The 20,802-nt window shown below is 31.5% G+C and carries 15 protein-coding genes; 6 read left to right on the plus strand and 9 right to left on the minus strand.

The annotated features are described in order from the left end of the window. Position 1: 1 nt before the first annotated feature. The gene (locus LPB136_RS00185; RefSeq protein ID WP_072554203.1) at positions 2-1,138 is read right to left on the minus strand and encodes a glycosyltransferase family 4 protein; all 1,137 of its coding nucleotides are present in this window, start codon (positions 1,136-1,138) and stop codon (positions 2-4) included. 74 nt (positions 1,139-1,212) lie between these two features. Here LPB136_RS00185 and LPB136_RS00190 point away from each other — a divergent pair, with 74 nt between their 5' ends. Then, positions 1,213-1,896: a YjjG family noncanonical pyrimidine nucleotidase gene (locus LPB136_RS00190; RefSeq protein WP_072556855.1), complete on the plus strand. Its 684-nt coding sequence runs from the start codon at positions 1,213-1,215 to the stop codon at positions 1,894-1,896. A gap of 29 nt (positions 1,897-1,925) precedes the next feature. Continuing rightward, on the plus strand, positions 1,926-2,699 hold the full coding sequence (locus LPB136_RS00195; protein ID WP_083426157.1) for a hypothetical protein: 774 nt from the start codon (positions 1,926-1,928) through the stop codon (positions 2,697-2,699). 93 nt (positions 2,700-2,792) lie between these two features. Here the strand turns inward: LPB136_RS00195 and LPB136_RS00200 are convergent, their stop codons facing one another. Then, a complete protein-coding gene (locus tag LPB136_RS00200; protein ID WP_072554204.1) occupies positions 2,793-4,064 on the minus strand; it encodes a replication-associated recombination protein A in 1,272 nt (423 codons plus the stop codon). Positions 4,065-4,140: 76 nt separating this feature from the next. Here LPB136_RS00200 and LPB136_RS00205 point away from each other — a divergent pair, with 76 nt between their 5' ends. After that, a complete protein-coding gene (locus LPB136_RS00205) occupies positions 4,141-4,830 on the plus strand; it encodes a rhomboid family intramembrane serine protease (protein WP_072554205.1) in 690 nt (229 codons plus the stop codon). Between the two features lie 3 nt (positions 4,831-4,833). On the opposite strand, the gene rlmB is transcribed toward LPB136_RS00205, so the two are convergent. The 7 genes from rlmB to LPB136_RS00240 form a co-directional block, all read right to left on the minus strand. Further along, the gene (gene rlmB, locus LPB136_RS00210) at positions 4,834-5,580 is read right to left on the minus strand and encodes a 23S rRNA (guanosine(2251)-2'-O)-methyltransferase RlmB (protein WP_072554206.1); all 747 of its coding nucleotides are present in this window, start codon (positions 5,578-5,580) and stop codon (positions 4,834-4,836) included. Between the two features lie 78 nt (positions 5,581-5,658). Beyond that, complete coding sequence (locus LPB136_RS00215) at positions 5,659-6,393, minus strand: DUF1735 domain-containing protein (protein ID WP_072554207.1); 735 nt, start codon at positions 6,391-6,393, stop codon at positions 5,659-5,661. 18 nt (positions 6,394-6,411) lie between these two features. Then, the gene (locus tag LPB136_RS00220; RefSeq protein ID WP_072554208.1) at positions 6,412-7,785 is read right to left on the minus strand and encodes a RagB/SusD family nutrient uptake outer membrane protein; all 1,374 of its coding nucleotides are present in this window, start codon (positions 7,783-7,785) and stop codon (positions 6,412-6,414) included. 6 nt (positions 7,786-7,791) lie between these two features. Then, positions 7,792-10,836 (minus strand): SusC/RagA family TonB-linked outer membrane protein, encoded by a 3,045-nt coding sequence (locus LPB136_RS00225; protein WP_072554209.1) that lies wholly within the window; start codon positions 10,834-10,836, stop codon positions 7,792-7,794. 177 nt (positions 10,837-11,013) lie between these two features. Next, positions 11,014-12,468, minus strand: a complete 1,455-nt coding sequence (locus tag LPB136_RS00230; protein WP_072554210.1) for a SusD/RagB family nutrient-binding outer membrane lipoprotein — start codon at positions 12,466-12,468, stop codon at positions 11,014-11,016. An 11-nt stretch (positions 12,469-12,479) separates the two neighbouring features. Beyond that, positions 12,480-15,713, minus strand: a complete 3,234-nt coding sequence (locus LPB136_RS00235; protein ID WP_072554211.1) for a SusC/RagA family TonB-linked outer membrane protein — start codon at positions 15,711-15,713, stop codon at positions 12,480-12,482. A gap of 133 nt (positions 15,714-15,846) precedes the next feature. Then, positions 15,847-17,520 carry a POTRA domain-containing protein gene (locus LPB136_RS00240; RefSeq protein WP_162272271.1) on the minus strand — a complete coding sequence of 558 codons (1,674 nt, stop codon included), beginning with the start codon at positions 17,518-17,520 and terminating at the stop codon, positions 15,847-15,849. Between the two features lie 246 nt (positions 17,521-17,766). Between LPB136_RS00240 and rpsL the strand changes: the two genes are divergently transcribed. From rpsL to fusA, 3 genes are all read left to right on the plus strand, one after another. Continuing rightward, positions 17,767-18,141 carry a 30S ribosomal protein S12 gene (gene rpsL / locus LPB136_RS00250; RefSeq protein WP_072554214.1) on the plus strand — a complete coding sequence of 125 codons (375 nt, stop codon included), beginning with the start codon at positions 17,767-17,769 and terminating at the stop codon, positions 18,139-18,141. 63 nt (positions 18,142-18,204) lie between these two features. Beyond that, positions 18,205-18,681: a 30S ribosomal protein S7 gene (rpsG, locus tag LPB136_RS00255; RefSeq protein ID WP_072554215.1), complete on the plus strand. Its 477-nt coding sequence runs from the start codon at positions 18,205-18,207 to the stop codon at positions 18,679-18,681. 3 nt (positions 18,682-18,684) lie between these two features. Beyond that, complete coding sequence (gene fusA, locus LPB136_RS00260; RefSeq protein ID WP_072554216.1) at positions 18,685-20,802, plus strand: elongation factor G; 2,118 nt, start codon at positions 18,685-18,687, stop codon at positions 20,800-20,802.

Below are 20,802 nucleotides of genomic sequence, written 5' to 3' on the forward strand. Positions count from 1 at the left end.
ATTATGCTTTTATAGATTTATGGTATATCTCAGAAAACTGTTTAGATATTGCCTTTTTACTGTAATTCTCAACGATAAAATTATGCATTTTAAGTTGATTACTTTTCTTTGAAGTATTTTTAAACTTCAGAATCTCTTCCAATAAAGCCAATTCATCCTTAATAGTTATAATTTTATAAAACTCGTCGTTTTGTCCAAGTTCGTTTAAAATGCCAGTATTTGTAGAAATAACCGGAACACCACAAGATAATGCTTCAGTCATAACAATTCCAAAAGTTTCATAATTACTAAATGAAATATAAATGTCGGTTTCTTGTAAATATGTTACAAGTTTTTCTTGAGAAACATGATTGATAAACTCAATTTTGGCTTTAGAGAAATTTAAGGTATTTATTAATTCCAGATATTGATCTTGTTTGCCACCAACAAATTTCCAAGTAAATTCACCAATTTTGTTTTCTAACCGTTTAGCAACTTTTAACATGCCAGAAATGTTTTTATGATGATCTAATAAGCTAGATACATGTAATAAATTAAAAAAAGTATTCGTCTTTTCTTTAGGCGTAAATAAGGATGTATTTACAACATTTCCTATTTTTTTATAGTTGCCTTTAAATCCAGTTTTTTGCATAGATTCTTCTAATTCTGTAGAAACAGGGCAAATTAAAAAAGCCTTTTTACATATTAGTTTAGAAATGTATTTTTCTATAAAACTAATGTCATTTACTTGCGGATAAAGATATCTAGTCCAATGTTCAGTAATAATGTATTTCTTCTTTTTAAACCAGTTTAAATACAGAGCAAATAAGCCAAAAGGATACAAAACATTTAGATGAACTAAATCAAAAGATTGTATTTTACTTAAAATTGTTTTAAATGCTTTCAAAAATAAAACCCCTTTCAAAAACGGATTTTTAGTTGCTTTTATATAAGCAATATATGTTTTTACCCCATTTATTGTTTCAAAAGAATACTCAATATTTTGAGAGTAATTTTTATTCGTTACAATATGTAATACACTCACTGTATTTTCTAAAGTTACAGCTTCTGCATGTCTTTGAATAAAATCACCATTAGTAAGGTTAACCTTTGAAGGATACCATCCACAGAGAAATAAAATATGCTGTTTTTGACTCAATTTTTAAAGGATTTAAGACAATAAATTTAAACGAAAATACGCTAATATTATTCAAATTAAAGTATTTTAGGCGTATGAATATTAAACACATTTTTTTCGATTTAGATCATACGTTATGGGATTTTGACAAAAATTCAGAACTTACCTTTCAAGAAGTCTTTCAAGAATTAGAAATTCCATTTAAGGTAAATGATTTTTTAGAAGTCTATATGCCAATTAATTTAAATTATTGGAGACTTTTTAGAGAAGAAAAAGTTAGTAAATCTAAACTGCGTTATGGAAGACTAAAAGATTCATTTAATGAACTTGAATATGCTATTTCAGATGAAAATATTAATAAAATAGCAGATTTATACATAGAATATTTACCGAATCATAATTTTCTGTTAGAAGGCACTTTTGACTTGTTAGATTACCTAAAATCAAAATATAAAATGCACATAATTACCAATGGTTTTGATGAGGTACAACATTTAAAAGTAAAAAAATCGGGCTTAAATTTTTATTTTGATAAAATAATAACATCTGAAAGTGTAGGTGTTAAAAAACCAAATCCAAAAATATTTGAGTTTGCATTAAACCAAGCAAACACTATTCCGCAAGAAAGCATTATGATTGGCGATAGTTTTGAAGCGGATGTTATTGGAGCTATTGAGTTTGGAATGATGGCAATACATTGTAACTTTACAGCTGCTAAAAACAAAATAGGAGGAATTGTCTCAGTCAATTCTTTAAAAGAAATAAAAGACTATCTTTAAGGCCTATTTTTATTTTTAAAACTACTAAAATGATTAAAAAAATAATTTTCTCAATATTTCTTTTTCTAGCTATAAATACATTTTCTCAAGAAAAAAACATCAATAATTATAAATATATAATTATTCCAACACAGTTTGAATGGTTAAGTTCTCCTGATAAACACCAAGTTAATTCTTTAACCAAGTTTTTGTTTAAAAAATATGGTTTTACTGCTTTTTTTACTAATGAAGGATTTCCAAAAGATCTATCTATAGATAGATGTTTAGCTTTAACGGCCAATATTACTGATGATTCAGGGATGTTAAATACTAAAAATAGTATAATATTAAGAGACTGTTCAAATAATATTATTTTTACTTCAAACCAAGGTAAAAGTAAGCTTAAAGATTATAAAAAAGCTTATCATGAAGCCATAAGAAAAGCCTTTGTTTCCATTCAAAAATTGAATTATTCTTATATTCCAGTTAAAGATCAAAATAATGTTATTCTGCAAGAAGTTTCTCCAGCAGTAGTAAATCCAGGTGTACAAGTTATCCATAAAAATAAAATTGAAATTAAAGAGGTAAAAAAAGAAATGCCAAAGAGCGCAGAAAACATTTTGTATGCTCAACCCATAGCACAAGGGTTTCAATTAGTAAATACCACACCAGAGACTGTCTTTAAGATTTTAAAATCAAGTAAAAACGAGTTCTTTTTTATCAAAAATAAAAATGGAGTTATTTTTAAAAATGGAAATAATTGGATTGCAGAGTATTATGAGAATGGACAATTAGTTCAAAAAACGTATCAAATTAAATTTTAGGGCGTGCCCACGTAAAAAAAACGTGGTTGGGCTTTACACTATATCTTTTTTTGAAAAAAAAAGGATGCCGTTTCAATCCCTCACGCAAGCCAGCTAATAGCCATATTTATCTTTCCAGCGTTCCCTCATTTTTTCTCTAAATTGGTTTTCGCGGGTATTATTTCCAGGTTCGTACAACTTTGTATTTACAATTTCATCTGGTAAAAACTCCTGATTTATAAAGTTTTCATCATAATTATGAGCATATTGATAATTTTTACCATACTCTAAATCTTTCATTAATTTAGTAGGTGCATTTCTTAGATGTAATGGAATAGATAAATCTCCTGTTTTTCTTACTAAATCTTGCGCTATATTTATAGCCATATAAGATGCATTACTTTTTGCAGAATTAGCCAAATATACAGCACACTGACTTAGTATTATTCTAGATTCTGGATGACCAATTACAGAAACTGCCTGAAAAGTATTGTTTGCTAAAATTAATGCAGTAGGATTGGCATTTCCAATATCTTCAGAAGCTAAAATTAACAATCTACGTGCAATAAACTTTACATCTTCACCACCTTCAATCATTCTTGCTAAATAATACACAGCAGCATTTGGATCGCTTCCTCTAATAGATTTTATAAATGCCGAAATAATATCATAATGTTGTTCACCAGTTTTATCATATCTAACAGTATTTTTTTGAATCTTTTCTAAAACCAACTTATTAGTTATAGTAACTTTATCTTCTGCAATAACTAATAGTTCAAAAATATTTAACAATTTACGCGCATCTCCGCCAGAAACTTGAAGTAAAGCATCTGTTTCTTTTAATGTTATTTTTTTATCCTTTAAAACCTCGTCATTTTCCATCGCTCTTTTTAGTAAAGCAACTAAATCATTTTTATCAAAGGAATTTAAAATATAAACTTGACAACGAGAGAGTAGGGCAGGAATAACTTCAAAACTTGGGTTTTCAGTAGTTGCTCCAATAAGAGTAACCCAACCTTTTTCTACAGCACCTAATAAAGAATCTTGCTGAGATTTACTAAATCTATGAATTTCATCAATAAATAAAATAGGATTTTTAGCAGTAAATAAACCTCCACTTTTTTTAGCTTTTTCAATTATTTCTCTAACATCTTTTACACCAGAACTAATAGCACTTAGCGTATAAAATGGACGTCCAGATTCGTTAGCAATAATGTTTGCAAGCGTAGTTTTCCCAATTCCAGGAGGTCCCCATAAAATTAAAGATGGAATTATACCTTGCTTTATGTGGTTGGTTAATATTCCTGTTTTACCAACCAAATGTTGTTGACTAATATAGTCCTCTAATTTTTTTGGTCGTATTCTTTCTGCCAAAGGTTCGTTCATTCAGTAAAAATAATAAAGATTTCTGACAGATATTCAGTAAATAGTAAATGGTTAAGTTTTTGTTACCTTTATTTTAATGATAAACGATAAAGAGCTTAAATTTTCTAAACTAACCTTTTTAATCCCAATACTATCAGTTGTTATAATTTGGTTTGTATATTGGGTAGAAATTAATTTTAATTACAACTTTAATAAGTTTGGAGTTTTTCCAAGAACAATTAAAGGTTTAAGAGGTGTTTTCTTATCACCTTTTATACATAGTAACACAAGTCATTTATTTAATAACTCTATACCATTATTTATATTTTTAACTAGTTTGTTATTTTTTTATAAAAAAGTAGCCTTAAAAGTTTTGGCCTATGGCGGGTTTTTAACGGGATTTTTTACTTGGATTATTGCTAGGGATTCCTATCATATAGGTGCAAGTGGAGTTGTTTATTTACTATTCAGTTTTATATTCTTTAGTGGTATCTTAAAAAGACATTTAAGATTAATTTCACTTTCTTTAGTTGTTATTTTCCTTTATGGAAGTATGATTTGGTATGTATTACCAATTAAAGATGGTATGTCTTGGGAAGGGCACTTATCCGGATTTTTTGCAGGGATTATTTTTGCTTTTTTATATAAAGATAAAGGAATTGTAAAAGAGGAGTTTCAGTTTACAGAAACCGAGTTTGATGATATGTTTGATGAAGAGGGTAATTTAATTCTTCAGGAAGAAAGTTATGATGTAAATCATCCTGAAGAATCAGATAATGTAAAATAGGACTTATTTTATTGTTCTTTGTCTTACATTTTCATATAGAAAAGCACCACAAGCCACAGATACATTTAAAGAACCTATATCACCTAACAAAGGAAGTTTAGCTTTGTAATCGACCATTTTTAATACAGATGGATTAACACCTCTATGTTCAGATCCCATTACAATTGCAATTGGTTGATTAAAATTTATATCAAATACTGAATCTTCAGTTTTTTCTGTTGCAGCAACCGTTTTAATTTCAGAAGCTTGTAATAAATATAATGCATCTTTAATATGATCTACTCTACAAATAGGGACTTTAAATGCAGCCCCAGCTGATGTTTTAATTGTCTCAGCATTTACAGGAGCACTACCACTTTTCTGTATAATTATTCCATTCACACCAGTACATTCTGCAGTTCTAATTATTGCGCCAAAATTTCTAACATCAGAAATTTGATCTAATAAAAGAAATAAAGGAATTTTGTTGTCTTCTTTTGTTTTTTCTATTAATTGCTCTAAATCGTAAAAATCAATTTGAGAAATTTGTGCAACAGCTCCTTGATGATTACTGTTTTTTGATAATCTATCTAATTTTTCAACTGGAACTTGACTTACAGATATTTTGTTTTTTTTAATTAGTTTATCTAATTCAAAAAACAAATCTCCACGCAATCCTTTTTGTAGATATACCTTGTTTAGTGTTGAGCCAGATTCTATTGCTTCTATAATTGCTCTTATTCCAAAAATATTTGTTGTTTCATTTTGCATGTTGCAAAGGTATGTAAAGTTTAGGCATAAAAAAACCACCTCGAAAGGTGGTTTTAATAATAATTTATAAATTATTTCTTAAAGTGTAAATGATCCAGATGTTCCTGATCCATATGCACCGTCTGAACTAAATAATGATGTACCATCTGCTAAAGAAATAGAAATTGCTCCTGCACCGTCACCATAACCATCAAATACTTCAAATAAGTAAGTGTCATTTGGTAAACAGAAATCTAAAGCAATGCTTCCAGACATTCCTGCATAACCACCGAAACCTGGTGTTGCACTACTTGTACCAATAATGTTTCCTGCAGAGTCACTTAATCTCCAGTAAACTTCTTCTGGCCAGCTATCTAATACCATGCTAAATTTCACATCATTAAGAGGACAAATTTGAGATATGTTTAATATCATTTCTTTACCCGTACTTATACCATCTTGTTCAGCAAATTCAACTACTAAAGTTTTTCCATCTGAACCGATATTTAAATCTTTAATTTCAATAGGAAAAGAAGCCGTATTAGAACCACTTGGAACAACTATAGAAGCAGGTACAGTATATGATGCTGGATCTGCTGTTGATAATGACTCATTAACTGTAATTGAATATGTTCTATCTGCTCCTGTTACTTTAGAAGTATATACATTAAATTCATTTGTGTTTGCTCCATCAATATCAACACCAAAATTAAAGCTTTCTGTTTCAAAAGAAACGAAATCTATATTTTGAATTGTCGCATTGCTATCATCTTCACAACTTGTAAAGGTGAAAAAAGCAATCGAAAGAACTAAAAGTGATAAATATTTTTTCATGATTGTTTTGTTTTTATATTAATATCCAAAGTTCTGTACAACATTTGCATTTACTCCAGCCTCTTCATTAGGAATTGGGTATGCAAAGTTAAAACTACCGTAAGCAGGTCCACCATGAGTTTGGTTAATAGCATCTACTAATGGAATATCTTTCCCAGTTCTAGCTAAATCATGAAAACGCATACCTTCAAAGGCAAACTCTTTTCTTCTTTCTACTAAAACATTAGTTTGTGTTGCTACAGGATAAGTTACAGCATTTCTATTTTGAGGAATACTATTTAAATGTGTTAATGCTAAAGTTGGATTTTCAGCTATGATTGATTCAGCATAGATTAATACAACTTCTTCATATCTAATTACAGAGATGTTGTCGTCAAAAGTACCCATTGTAGGATATTTTCCAACATTTCTTATAAAACCACCTACAGTAGAAATAAATTGACTACCTCCTCTAATATCATTAGAGTCATAAGTGTCTTTTAAATCTTGTAATACAGCGATATCTCCATAAGAAGCACCTCTATAAATATTTGCTAAACCATTAATTCCTAAATTATCTGTACCAGAAGCAGCAATTTCAAATATTGAGTTTGATGCTGAGTCAGTACTAAATGTAGATGCAAATCCAGAAGCAGAGGCAATAGTAAAAGCATTTGAATTAATTACTTTTAATGCTGCATCTCTAGCTGTTGGCAAGTCTCCGAAATACAATGCAATTTTTGCTTTTATAGCATTAACCGCGTGTGTTGTAATTGTTTGTTTACTTGCATCATTTAAACTAGCGCTCATTAATGAAAGAGCAGTATCTAAATCTTGTAAAGCTAAAGTTTTAACCTCTGCAACCGTATTTCTTGATTGGAAATAATTATCAGGGTTTCTATATGTAGTTACATAAGGTACACCTAAAGTATTGTCTCCTCCACTAACGTGTTGCTGACCATATAACTTAACTAAATCAAAATGTCCTAATGCACGCATAGCGTATGCTTGACCTTTAGCATGATTTATTAACGCAGCATCACCCGATACACCTTCAGCTTGTATTAAAGCATTTGCAACTGCTATTACTCTATAAATTTGAGACCAAGCCCCGTTAGATGCAGTTGGTAAAATGTTCATTCTCCCTTCTTCTACAAATCTATTTGAATTTGCATTAGAATATGTATTATCAGTTCTTACTTCATTAATTATAATGTAGTCTCTTCCGTAATATGATCCACTAGAGATACGGTTATAGGCACCATTTAATAGAGCTACGACATCCTCGTAAGTACTAATATTGGTTTCTAAATCTTTATCTTCAGTTAATGTAGGATTTAGATCCTCATCGTTACATGCTACCATACTTGTTAAAAGTACAACTGTAGCAATAAAATAAATTATTTTTTTCATTTTTTCTTAAAAATTAACGTTAATACCAAATACTATAGACTTTACCGGAGGTGTTGTTAAAGTAGTGTAACCAGTAGCTTGTACTTCTGGATCTAATTTTAATCCACTATCTTTTACCCATGTGTATAAGTTAGTTCCTTTAGCTGTAAGAGTTACAGATTCTATTCCTACATTTTCTAAAGCACTTCTTGGAATTTCATATCCAATTGTTACATCTCTTAAACGAATGTAATCACCATCATATAAGTGTCTTGAACTTGTTCTGTGGAAATCATCTGCTCCTCCATAATCCAATTTTGGAACATCAGTTATATCACCTGGTTGTTGCCATCTATCTAAAAGTTCAGAAACACCATTATAACTATTTAATGTAAAACTATTTGTTCTAAAATAGTGCTGAGCATATTGTTCATATATCTTGTTTCCACCAGTTAAGTATATAGAAGCATCTAAGAATACATTTTTATATTTTAAATGAGTAGATATACCAGCATTATATGTAGGTAATGCACTAGCTCCTTGATAAACTCTAGCAGCATCACCATATTTTGAAGTTACAGCTCCACTAACACCGTCAGTAAACCATAATGGAGAACCAGTTGCAGGATCTACACCAGCCCAAGTAGGCATGTTCCAACCTGATACAGGTAAACCAACTACAGTAGATTTATATACACTACCTGCTAACGGGTCAATATCTTCACCAATAGAGTTTTTAGCTAATTTTGTTACTTTGTTGTCTACTGAACCGTAGTTTGCAGATACAGACCATAATAAGTCATCATTACTAATAATGTCATAACTTAATTCAGCTTCAATACCTTTATTTACTACTTCTCCAATATTTGCTGTTTGAGAAGCATGTCCAGTTATTGGAGGTAATGGTACATCTTGTAATAAGTCAAAAGTTCTTCTGTTATAGTAAGAAACACTACCACTAAGTCTATTGTTATATAATCCAAAGTCTACACCTACATCATAAGTTTCACCTTTTTCCCATGCTAAAATAGGGTTACCTAATTGACTTGGGTAAGCAGCTCCGTTTCCAGCATAATCTGCATCATAAGATAATAATGCTTGGTATGAATTTAATCCAATACCAGAGTTACCTGTTATACCCCAAGAACCTCTTATTTTTAAAGAGTTAAATTTTGTGTCTTCTAAGAAATCTTCGTTATGTAAATTCCAAGCAGCACCAACAGAACCAAAGTTTCCGAAACGGTGACCAGTTCCAAATCTAGAAGAACCTTCTCTTCTAAATGTAGCATCTAAAATATACTTTTGATCATAGTTATAGTTTACCATACCTAAGTAAGAAACATTTATCCAATCAGAAAAACTATTACTAGCGTCATAGTTTGCACCAGCACTTGAAATGTTTGTTAATCCATCAGTTGGAAAGTTTTCACCATAACCATATAAGTAGTTGTTCTGGTTTTTTTGGTATTCAAATAATGCAGTTACATCAAAATTGTGGTTATCTATGTTAAACTTGTAGTTTAACGAATTTTGAATTACATAGTTGAAGTTTTTTTCATCAGAAACATCAACACTACCGTTTGTAGAAATTCCATCACCATTGTGTCTGTTATTATAAGATTTATATTCAGATAAAACAAAGTCTAAACCAATTCTAGTAGAGAATGTTAAGTTTTCAATAAACTCGTAGTCAATTTTTGTATTACTACCCATTCTTGTTAGTTTATTATATTTTACATCATTTTCATTTCTGTATAATGTATTATGTAATGAACCTATGTCAGTAATGTTATATGTTCCATCTTCGTTATATGGGCTAAAGAATGGATTCATGTAATATCTTGTTAAAAAAGGATTTCCGAAGAAAGTACCTAATTCTAATACAGGATTTTGAAATGAGTTAGAAACATTAATAGTCTGATTCAATTTCAAATTATCTCTTAATTTGGTGTTTATATTTAAAGAACCAGAAATTCTTTTAAATGGATCTCCAATAACTAACATTTCTGTTTTGTTGTATCCTAAAGACATGTAGTAATTTGTGTTTTCTGAACCTCCAGAAACAGATAAGTTGTAGTCTTTTACCATTGCATCTTTATTTGCAACTAAATCTCCCCAATTATGTTCTGTAACTCCGTCCCAACTATTAATACTACCTCTATTAGTAGCTATAGTATAATCATCAGCTTGTTGCAAGTTATTCCAACCAAATACTGGACCAGCCCAATTGTATACAGATTCTACTAATAACTCTCTTCTTTCTGCAGCGTTTAATGATCTTCTTTCATTTCTTGCTTCATTTTGGAAACCAACAGAGCTTGAAAAGCTAAATTTAGCTTTACCTTGTTTACCTCTTTTTGTAGTAATTAAAATTACACCATTAGATCCTCTTGCTCCATATGCTGCGGTTGCAGATGCATCTTTAAGTACAGTCATACTAGCAATGTCTTTACTGTTTAAAGATACTAAAGAACTTAATGAACTACTACTTGTACTTCCTGAGAAATCTGCAGATACTACTGGTACACCATCTATTACATATAAAGGTGAATTACTAGCTGTTAAAGAACCAGCACCACGGATTCTAATATCTTGTACTGCACCTGGAGTACCAGATGTACTAGATATTTGTAAACCTGCTACTTTACCTTGTAAAGCTTGATCAACAGATAAAACTGGTACGTTAGCTATTTCATCAGCTTTTAATGTTACTAAATTACCTGTTAACTCATTTTTTGTTCTAGAGCTATACCCTAAGATAACAACTTCTTCAAGTTGGTTATCATTAACCATTTTTAAATTAATTTTATTAGAAGCTCCAACAGTTTTTTCTACTGTTTTCATTTCTACAAAACTAAATACTAAAACATCTCCAGTTTTAGCTTTAATAGTATAGTTACCATCAAAGTCTGTTTCTGTTCCAGATGTAGTTCCTTTTTTTAATACGGTTACTCCTGGTAAAGGGCCTGAATCATCAGATACAGTACCGGAAATAGTCCTTTCTTGTGCAAACGAAATCTGCACAACCAACGCTAGTAATAGCGTTAAAATTCCATTAAACTTTGTCTTCATTGTATAATTATTTGAATTAATTAGGCGCTAAAATCTTAAATTTATCTTAATGCGGCAACTTTTTTAACATAAAAATGTAAAAATAACTTAATATTCTGTTAATATTGTGGTTAAATAGAAAAGCATTCTACTAAATGATTAGTAGAATGCTTTTAGAATTGAATTACTTAAAAATTCTTAGAACATGTCCCAGAATAATTTTTGTTCAGCTGTATCTGCTCCAATAGCTGATGCTGCTGTTGTGTAATTTGCTCCGTTAAGAGTTTGCTCTATTACTGGATAAGTGTATCTGTTTGGATAACCTGATACTGCATCAGTTGGTGTAGCCATTACAGGGAAATCCAATAATCTAATTGAAGTCCAAGCTTCTAAACCTCTATTGTATAAGGCAATCCATTTTTGATTACCAATAACTTCTTTCCAAGGTGTTGTTGCTGTACTTGCTCCTAATACCGTAGCATAATCCACATTAGGTTGTGCTAAGTAAGAAGTTGCATCAGTAGAAGAGGCTCCCCAATCTGCGAAAGATGCCATTATTCCAGCATCATAATGACTTTTAGCTGTACCGCCAACAGCAAATGTGCGTGCTGCAGCTTCTGCAAGTAAAAATTCTACCTCAGCATAATCTAAAAGAACACCAGGTGTAGTTGCTTCTTCAACAACAGCTGACACGTGAGAGTGACCTGCGTAACCTGAAGTTGATCCAATTGTTCCACCAAGATAACCACCGCCACTTATTTCTGTAAAGTATTGTGCTCTTCTGTAGTCACCTAATGTATTCATCATATCTATTATTGTTTTACCAGCTACAAAATCTCTACGTCCACTTAAAATTAAGTTATCATGTATTGGGTTTGTGTTTGGAGCAGCTGATAAGTATGTATAATCTGCATTATCTGCATTGCTAGTAAATACTCCTGATGCAACAGCATCTTCAACTGTAGATTTTGCTAAACCATTATCTACATCAGACAATAAAATTCCCATTCTTAATTTTAAAGAAGCAGCAAATTTTTTCCAAGAATTTGTATCTCCACTGTAAAGGAAATCAGATGAACTGTCAAAACTTCCATTACTTGTGTCTAATGCGTTTATTGCTGCTGTTAGTCTAACAATAAGATCTTTATACACTGTTAATCCGTCATCATATTTTGGTAATAAATTATTGATATCTAAAGCCTCAGTGTAAGGAACGTTTCCAAAGGTTTCAACTAATAGTGCGTATGTGTAAACTGTTAATATTTCGTTTACAATAAGTTTATTAGCTTTTGTTGCTTGATCACTAGGTAAAGCATATGTGGTTTCTGTTATAATTTTTTTAGATTCATCTAAATCTTTTAAAACATCTCTATATAGTACATCCCAATGACTTTTTGGTATAGTACGAGTTACTTGATCGTAATTACTTTCATCTGTGTAAGTAGTTTCTTGTAAGTATTGTGCCCACAGTTTAGTGTTGTTGTTATTTACGTTTAAATCTACTACTTGATCTACTAAACTTTTTTGCGCTCCAGTAAATAAACTTTCACCAGAAACAGTAGCAGGATCTTTAATGTTCTGGTTTAACTTTTCTAAGTTGTCAGAACATGAAGCAAGAAGCACTGCTGCAAGTATTATTAATATTTTTTTCATTTTTTTATTTTTTAGAATTGTAATTTAATGTTAAAACCAAAATCTCTAGTTGTAGGCAAAGAACCTACAGAATATCCTTGTAAGTTTCCTGCCGATAATCCAGACTCTGGATCTGCATGTGGAAGGTTTTTATGAATAATCCATAAATTAGATCCTGTAAAGCTAACAGAACCTCCAGTTAAGAAAGATTTGTCTATAATTTTTTGAGAAAAATTATAAGTAATAGCTAATTCTCTTAATTTAACAAAACTTGCATCGTATACAAATGCAGAGTTAGGTAAGCCTCTTCTATATCCAAAAGCTCCAAATCTCTCAGCGTTTATACGAGTTGTATTTGCGTTTCCGTTTGGATTAACACCAGGGTTAATAAATCCACCACCATTTGCAAGAGAGTTTCTTACAGGGTTTCCTAAATCGTTAGTAAAAGCTGTTTCTGCATATAAACCAGTAGCTAAACCATAGTATTGATCTAAAGAGAAAATGCTTCCACCTTGTTGTATATCGATTAAGAAACTTAATGAAAAGTTTTTATACTTAAAAGTATTTGAAATACCCATTAACCAATCTGGATTAGTGTCTCCAATTACTTGGTCAGAAGTACCAGTTGCAATGTATTGTCCATTTGATTCATCAACAACTTTTTCTCCATTTAAGTAAGTGTAATCTGTACCTTGAATAACACCATATGGTTGTCCTACTGTAGCGTTAATTGTAACACCTCCTTGAAAATCTCCTAATTGTAAGTTGGTAATACCGTCAGCTAAAGATAAAACTTTACTTTTATTTTTAGACCAGTTTACATTAGCTTTCCAGCTAAAGTCATCTGTTTTAATAGGTGTTCCAGAAATAGATAATTCTACACCTTGATTTTGAATTTCTCCAGCATTTAATACTTTTGAAGAGTAACCTGTAGATGTTGTTGTTGGGACACCATAAATTTGGTCTATAGAGTTGTTTTTGTAGTATGCAAAGTCAAAACCTAATCTGTTTTTGAATAACTTCATCTCTATACCAGCTTCAAAACTTGTTGTTGTTTCTGGTTTTAAATCTAGGTTCTTTTTAGTGTTTGCTACAGAAGTTCCTCTATCATCTTTAATAACATATGTGTCTTGTAAGAAATCAAATGGAGCACTGTTACCTACCTCTGCATAGTTAGCTCTTAATTTACCAAAAGATAGCCAATCTTGATCAGTTAATAATTTTGAGAAAACAAAACTACCTGCAAATGAAGGGTAATAAAATGAACTATTGTCTTCAGGTAAAGTAGAAGAATGATCTCTTCTTATTGTTGCGTCAAAGAAGTAAGTGTCATCATATCCTAAAGAAGCACTAGCGTATATACCATCTACACCAATTTTTTCATCTCTTTCAACTGGTCTTGGGTTTGCGTTAACAGTGTTTTGTAAAGAGTATAATCTTGGAACAATTAATCCACCTGCTGTTGAAGCATAGATAGTTTGTAAGTGATTTCGTCTAATATTTGTACCTATTACACCTTTTAGATTTAATTTATCACTCAAATCTTTATCGAAGTTAAACATTAAATCATAATTTGTTTCAGTATTACTTATGTTTCTTCTTCCGTAACCAGAAGTCTCATTAGCTCTTGTTACACCAAAACTTGAAGCAACACTTCCTACAGCTCTTCTTTCTTCTTGAATTTCAGAATATGTATCTGTAGCAATTCTACCAGTTATGTTTAACCAATCAGTTAATACGTAGTTTAATGAAATGTTACCAATAAAACGATTTCTTGAATCATTTTGGTAATTTTCATATCTATTCCAATATGGGTTGTCCCAGAAAATTGGAGCCGATCCAGCGTCAGCTGTTGCAGGGTTCCATGTTACATTTCTTTTTGTTGCAAAATAGATGTCTTTTTGTTGTTTTAAATCAACATTTGTTTGCCACCATTGCTTAAAGTTAGAAATGATGTTGTCACCATACCCGGTAGAGTTACGCCCTAGACCACTTGTTTTTATGTAATTAGCATATCCTGTAGCTGTTAGTTTTTCATTTAGCTTAAAGCTACCAGTCATTGATATGTTGTGTTTATCAATAGAGCTATTAGGCATTAAACCTGTTTGCTCAAATTTTGTGTAGTTTAATCTGAATGTTCCTTCATCAAAAGATTTATCTAATGAAACTGAGTTTGATAATGTAACCGGAGTTTCAAAAAATGAAATTGGTCCATTAGCAGCGTTTACCCAAGGTGTAGCTGTTCTGTAATTTGGTGAATCTGGGTCAAAAGAATCCCATTGATACACAAGGCTACCATCAAAAGCAGCACCATAAGAACCGTCTTCTTGGTAAGGTACTACTTGGTCGTCATTTCCATCCCCTGTAATATCTTCTAAGAACCAGTGACTTCCAGGTCCGTCATAATATGGCCCATAACCAGCACCGTATTTTGTTTGGTATTTAGCAAAAGTACTTTTATCAATTGAGCCGAAGGTAGCTCCAGAGTTAATAGTTACTCCTATTCCTTTAGAATTTTTTCCTTTTTTAGTTGTAATCATGATTACACCATTAGCAGCTCTAGAACCATATAGCGCAGATGCAGCTGCACCTTTAAGAACGTTTATAGATTCAATGTCTTCAGGGTTAATATCTGAAGCCGCGTTACCATAGTCATAATATCCACCAACTGCTTGACCTTGACCTGCAGAGTTTGTATTTGTGTTGTTGATTGGTACACCGTCAATTACAAATAAAGCCTGGTTACTACCAGTTAATGAAGCGTTACCACGAATAACTACGTTAGTAGAACCTCCCATATTATTGTTCTTTCTAATTTGGATACCTGAGGCTTTACCTGAAAGAGCATTCGCAAAATTACCACTTTTGTTTGTAGTTAATTCTTCACCACCTACTTTTTGAGTTGAGTATCCTAGAGATTTTTTGTCTCTTGAGATACCTAGTGCAGTTACTACTACTTCATCAAGAACGTTTTCATCATCTTGCATAATAATGTTTATCATGCCTGATGCTGTAACGGTTTTTTCAACAGTTTTCATTCCTACATAGCTAAAAATTAATGTAGCTCCTGTTTTTGTTTTAATAGAGTATTTTCCATCAAAATCTGTTTCAACTCCTTGAGTTGTACCTTTAATTAATACTCCAACACCAGGTAAACCACCTGTGCTGTCAGATACTGTTCCGGAAACAGTTCTGTCTTGTGCGAATGAGGTATGCACAATGAACGCTAATAATAGCGTCAAAATTCCTTTAAACTTTGTTTTCATATTAAATTGTTTGAATTATTTAGTGCTAAATTCTTAATTTAATCTTAAATAACCAACCAAATTGTTAATTAAATGTAAAAAAAGATGTTTTTCCTGTAAGTTTTTGTTTTAATTTAAGACTAAAGTTATTAAGTTAAAAATAACTCAAAAAGGTTATAATTAGTTTAGATTGGTTAAAGTCAAAGTTTTGGCTCGAAGTTTTTCCTAATACATAGCCAAGATTTATTTGAGAATTCTTAATTTTAAATAAATAACCAAAACCTAACCCATACAAATTTTCATTAGTAGAATTTGAACTTTTTACGCTTCCGAAGTCTGTAATAGAATATAAATAAGACTTTTGAGAAGTTAAATATCGGTATTCTATGTTTAGATAACTGAATTGAGATGTAAAAATGCTCTGTTCATTAAAGCCCCTAATAGAATTTGCTCCTCCAATTCTATATAATTCATTGTCAATGAAATTGTCTGAATTTAAGTATCCTGTTTCGTTTCTTATATAAATTGAGCCTCTGGTGTTTATGTTCCATAGATAGGATGCTTCAATATTTATTTTAAATTGATTTGTTTTGGTGTTTTCAGTATTTCTGTAACCAAATGAAGGGTTTAATCTTATTAGAAGTTTATCATTGTAGAAAGTATCGTTATTTGGTTTTCGATAAGTGAACTGACCTCCAATAAAAGTGTTTTCAAAATCTTTAACGGATTCATTATTGTTGTTTTGAAGTGTGTTTTCTGATGTTTCAGAATCATAAGTTATTGCTATATTCATTCTAGGTTTTATGTTGTATTTTAAACCTGTGTGGAATCTTGTGCTTAAAAAAGTGGAGTCTTGTTTATATATAGAAAAAGATAAGTCTGGTGTAAAAGGAGAATTAAGAATATAAGGTATCTCTGTTGTTAATTTAAACTCTTGTCTTTCCTCTCCACTTGCTTTCCAAAATAATTTGAATTGTTCTCCAGTGTGTAAAATGTTATTTAATTTTAAATCTAAATGACCGTTAAAAAGTAAGCCTTTTCCGTTTTCTTTTGAAGCAAAATTTAATAAGCCATCAAAACTGTTCGTTTTTTCCTCTTTTAAATAGATGTATAATGAGGTGGAGTCTTTGCTAAATAAAATCTCGGGTGGTTTAATTTCTGAAATAAAATCTAAAGAATTAATTGTAGAAGAAATTTCTTCTATTTTTTGTTGATTGAAAACAGTTTCCTTCTTTAAATTTAGAAAACGCTTTAACTGAGGTTTAGAAAATTGATCATATCCTTTAACTACAATTTTATTAATTGTTCTTTCTTTTGATTTATAAATATCTAAATCAGCATATAAGAAGTTTTCTTTAAGTTGAATGTTTTTTAATTTAACTTCTGAAAAAGATTTTCCGCTATTTTCTAACTTATTGGATATGGATGTGAGAAGCGAAGGTAGTTGTTCAATTGATATAATTGCAGTGTCATTTTTAGTTAAATAAGCTTTGTTAATTAGTTCTTTGTTGTCGATTAGTTTTATAAAGGCCTTTTCTGTTCTGTTACCTAGGGTGAAGTGGGAAGTGTAAATAGTATCCTTTTTCTGTATGTTATCTATAGAGTTTAAAAAGTAACCAAATTGCTTTAGTTTTTCTGAGATAACATTTACTTCATTATATATGTCTTTTTCTGATTGTTGATTTTCTGTAAAAACTACTTGTTTTAAAAAGATGTTGTTTAAACTGTCTTTTGCTTTAATTTTCAATAATAATTCTTGTCCAAAAACTCCGTTAAAAGTTGTTGAAAAAAAAGTTATACATATATATGTTATTATTTTTTTTGTCAAAAGGAAAAGTAATAAGGTGAAAATTATTGGTAAATGTACTAAATCAAAGCTATCAAAAAAGGCAATTACAGAGGAATTATCGTTTTTGAAACACTTCTTTTTATATGTGTTTTTTATTGTTGAAAAATCATTTTAAAAAAATAACTACCTGATATTTGCTTAATTGGATATTAGTTGTACATTTGCGCACTCTTATAATTAAGAGAAAAAAGATTTAAGTAGAACGAAAATTAGCAACAATTTAGTATGCCAACTATTCAACAATTAGTTCGTAAAGGAAGAACCAAAATAACTAAGAAGAGTAAATCGGCCGCTTTATTAAGTTGTCCACAACGTCGTGGAGTTTGTACTCGTGTATATACTACAACACCAAAGAAACCTAACTCAGCAATGCGTAAAGTAGCGCGTGTAAGGTTAACAAATGGTAACGAGATCAACGCATATATTGGCGGTGAAGGACATAACTTACAAGAGCACTCGATAGTATTAGTTAGAGGTGGAAGGGTAAAAGACTTACCAGGTGTAAAGTATCACGTAGTACGTGGAGCTTTAGATACTGCAGGAGTTGAAGGAAGAACGCAACGTAGATCAAAATACGGAGCTAAACGCCCAAAGAAGTAAAAAGAGGTTAAAGGTACGTAGGTATTAATAACTAAAATTAATTAACTTTTTTAATGTAAAGACATGAGAAAAAGAAAAGCGAAAAAAAGAGAGCTTTTACCAGATCCAAGGTTTAACGACCAGTTAGTTACACGTTTTGTAAACAACTTAATGTGGGACGGTAAGAAATCTGTAGCTTTTAAAGTATTTTACGATGCAATGGATATCGTAGAAGAAAAAAAGACTGACGAAGAGAAGTCAGCACTAGAAATTTGGAAAGAAGGTTTATCTAATGTAATGCCTCACGTAGAAGTAAGATCTCGTCGTGTTGGTGGAGCAACATTCCAGATTCCAATGCAAATTCGCCCGGATCGTAAAGTATCTATGGCAATTAAATGGATGATCACTTACACACGTAAGCGTAACGAGAAAACAATGGCTCAACGTTTGGCAGCAGAAGTTTTAGCAGCAGCTAAAGAAGAAGGTGCAGCGGTAAAAAAGCGTACAGATACGCATAAGATGGCTGAAGCAAACAAAGCATTCTCACACTTTAGATTCTAAGAAATGGCTAGAGATTTAAAATTTACAAGAAATATTGGTATTGCTGCACATATTGATGCAGGAAAAACAACAACAACAGAACGTGTATTGTACTATACAGGTGTTTCACATAAAATTGGTGAAGTACATGATGGTGCAGCTACAATGGACTGGATGGAGCAAGAGCAAGAAAGAGGTATTACAATTACTTCTGCAGCTACAACTTGTGAGTGGAAGTTTCCATTAGAAAATGGAGAAGCAACTCCAGAAACTAAAGGATATCACTTTAATATTATTGATACTCCAGGTCACGTTGATTTTACAGTAGAAGTAAATAGATCATTAAGAGTTCTTGATGGTTTAGTTTTCTTGTTTAGTGCAGTTGATGGTGTTGAGCCTCAGTCTGAAACTAACTGGAGATTAGCTGATAATTATAAAGTACCTAGAATTGGTTTCGTTAATAAAATGGACCGTCAAGGATCTGACTTTTTAGGAGTTTGTCAACAAGTAAAAGACATGTTAAAATCTAACGCGGTGCCAATCGTTTTAAATATTGGTGACGAAGACGAATTTAAAGGTGTTATTGATTTAGTAAAAAACCGTGCTATCGTATGGCACGATGCAACTCAAGGAGCAACTTTCGATATTATCGAAATTCCTGAGGATATGAAAGAAGAAGCTCGTAAGTACCGTGCACTTTTAATTGAAGAAGTAGCAAGTTATGATGAGAATCTTTTAGAAAAATTCATGGAAGATGAAGATTCTATTACAGAAGAAGAAGTGCATGCTGCACTTAGAGCTGCTGTAATGGATATGGCAATTATTCCTATGGTTTGTGGATCTGCATTTAAAAATAAAGGTGTTCAGTTCTTATTAGATGCTGTGTGTCGTTATTTACCTTCTCCTTTAGATAAGGAAGCAATTGTAGGTACAAACCCAGATAATGGTGAAGAGATTTCTCGTAAACCAGATGTAAAAGAACCATTTGCAGCATTAGCATTTAAGATTGCTACGGATCCTTTCGTAGGTCGTTTAGCATTTTTTAGATCGTATTCTGGTCGTTTAGACGCAGGTTCTTACGTTTTAAATAACCGCTCAGGTAAAAAAGAACGTATTTCTCGTATCTATCAGATGCATGCTAACAAGCAAAATGCTATTGATTATATCGAAGCAGGAGATATTGGTGCAGCAGTAGGTTTTAAATCTATTAAAACTGGAGATACATTATCAGATGAAAAACATCCAATAGTTTTAGAATCTATGGACTTCCCAGATCCAGTAATTGGTATTGCGGTTGAACCTAAAACTAAAGCAGATGTAGATAAATTAGGTATGTCTTTAGCAAAATTAGCTGAAGAAGATCCAACATTTACTGTTAGAACAGACGAAGCTTCAGGGCAAACTATTATCTCAGGAATGGGAGAGTTGCACTTAGACATTATTGTTGATCGTTTAAAACGTGAATTTAAAGTTGAAGTTAACGAAGGTCAACCTCAAGTAGAGTACAAAGAAGCTATTACTGCTTCTGCAGATCATAGAGAAGTTTACAAGAAACAATCTGGTGGACGTGGTAAATTTGCTGACATTGTATTTACAATGGAGCCAGCAGATGAAGGTGTACAAGGTTTACAGTTTGAATCTGTTATTAAAGGTGGTAATGTCCCTAAAGAATTTGTTCCTTCTGTAGAGAAAGGTTTCAAAGAAGCTATGAACAATGGTCCTTTAGCAGGTTATGAAATGGATTCTATGAAAGTAACTTTAAAAGATGGATCTTTCCACCCTGTGGATTCTGATCAATTATCTTTTGAATTAGCTGCAAAAATGGGCTTTAAAGCTGCTTCTAAAGCTGCAAGAGCTAAAATTATGGAGCCAATCATGAAGTTAGAAGTGTTAACTCCTGAGGAAAACATGGGAGATATTGTAGGAGATTTAAATAGAAGACGTGGTCAAGTATCTGATATGTCAGATAGAGCAGGTTCTAAAGTTGTAAAAGCAACAGTTCCATTATCAGAAATGTTTGGATATGTTACAGCATTAAGAACAATGTCTTCTGGTAGAGCAACTTCTACTATGGAATTTTCTCACTATGCAGAAACACCTTCTAATGTATCAGAGGAAGTAATTGCAAAAGCTAAAGGATAA

Source organism: Tenacibaculum todarodis (assembly GCF_001889045.1).
Lineage (GTDB): Bacteria > Bacteroidota > Bacteroidia > Flavobacteriales > Flavobacteriaceae > Polaribacter > Polaribacter todarodis.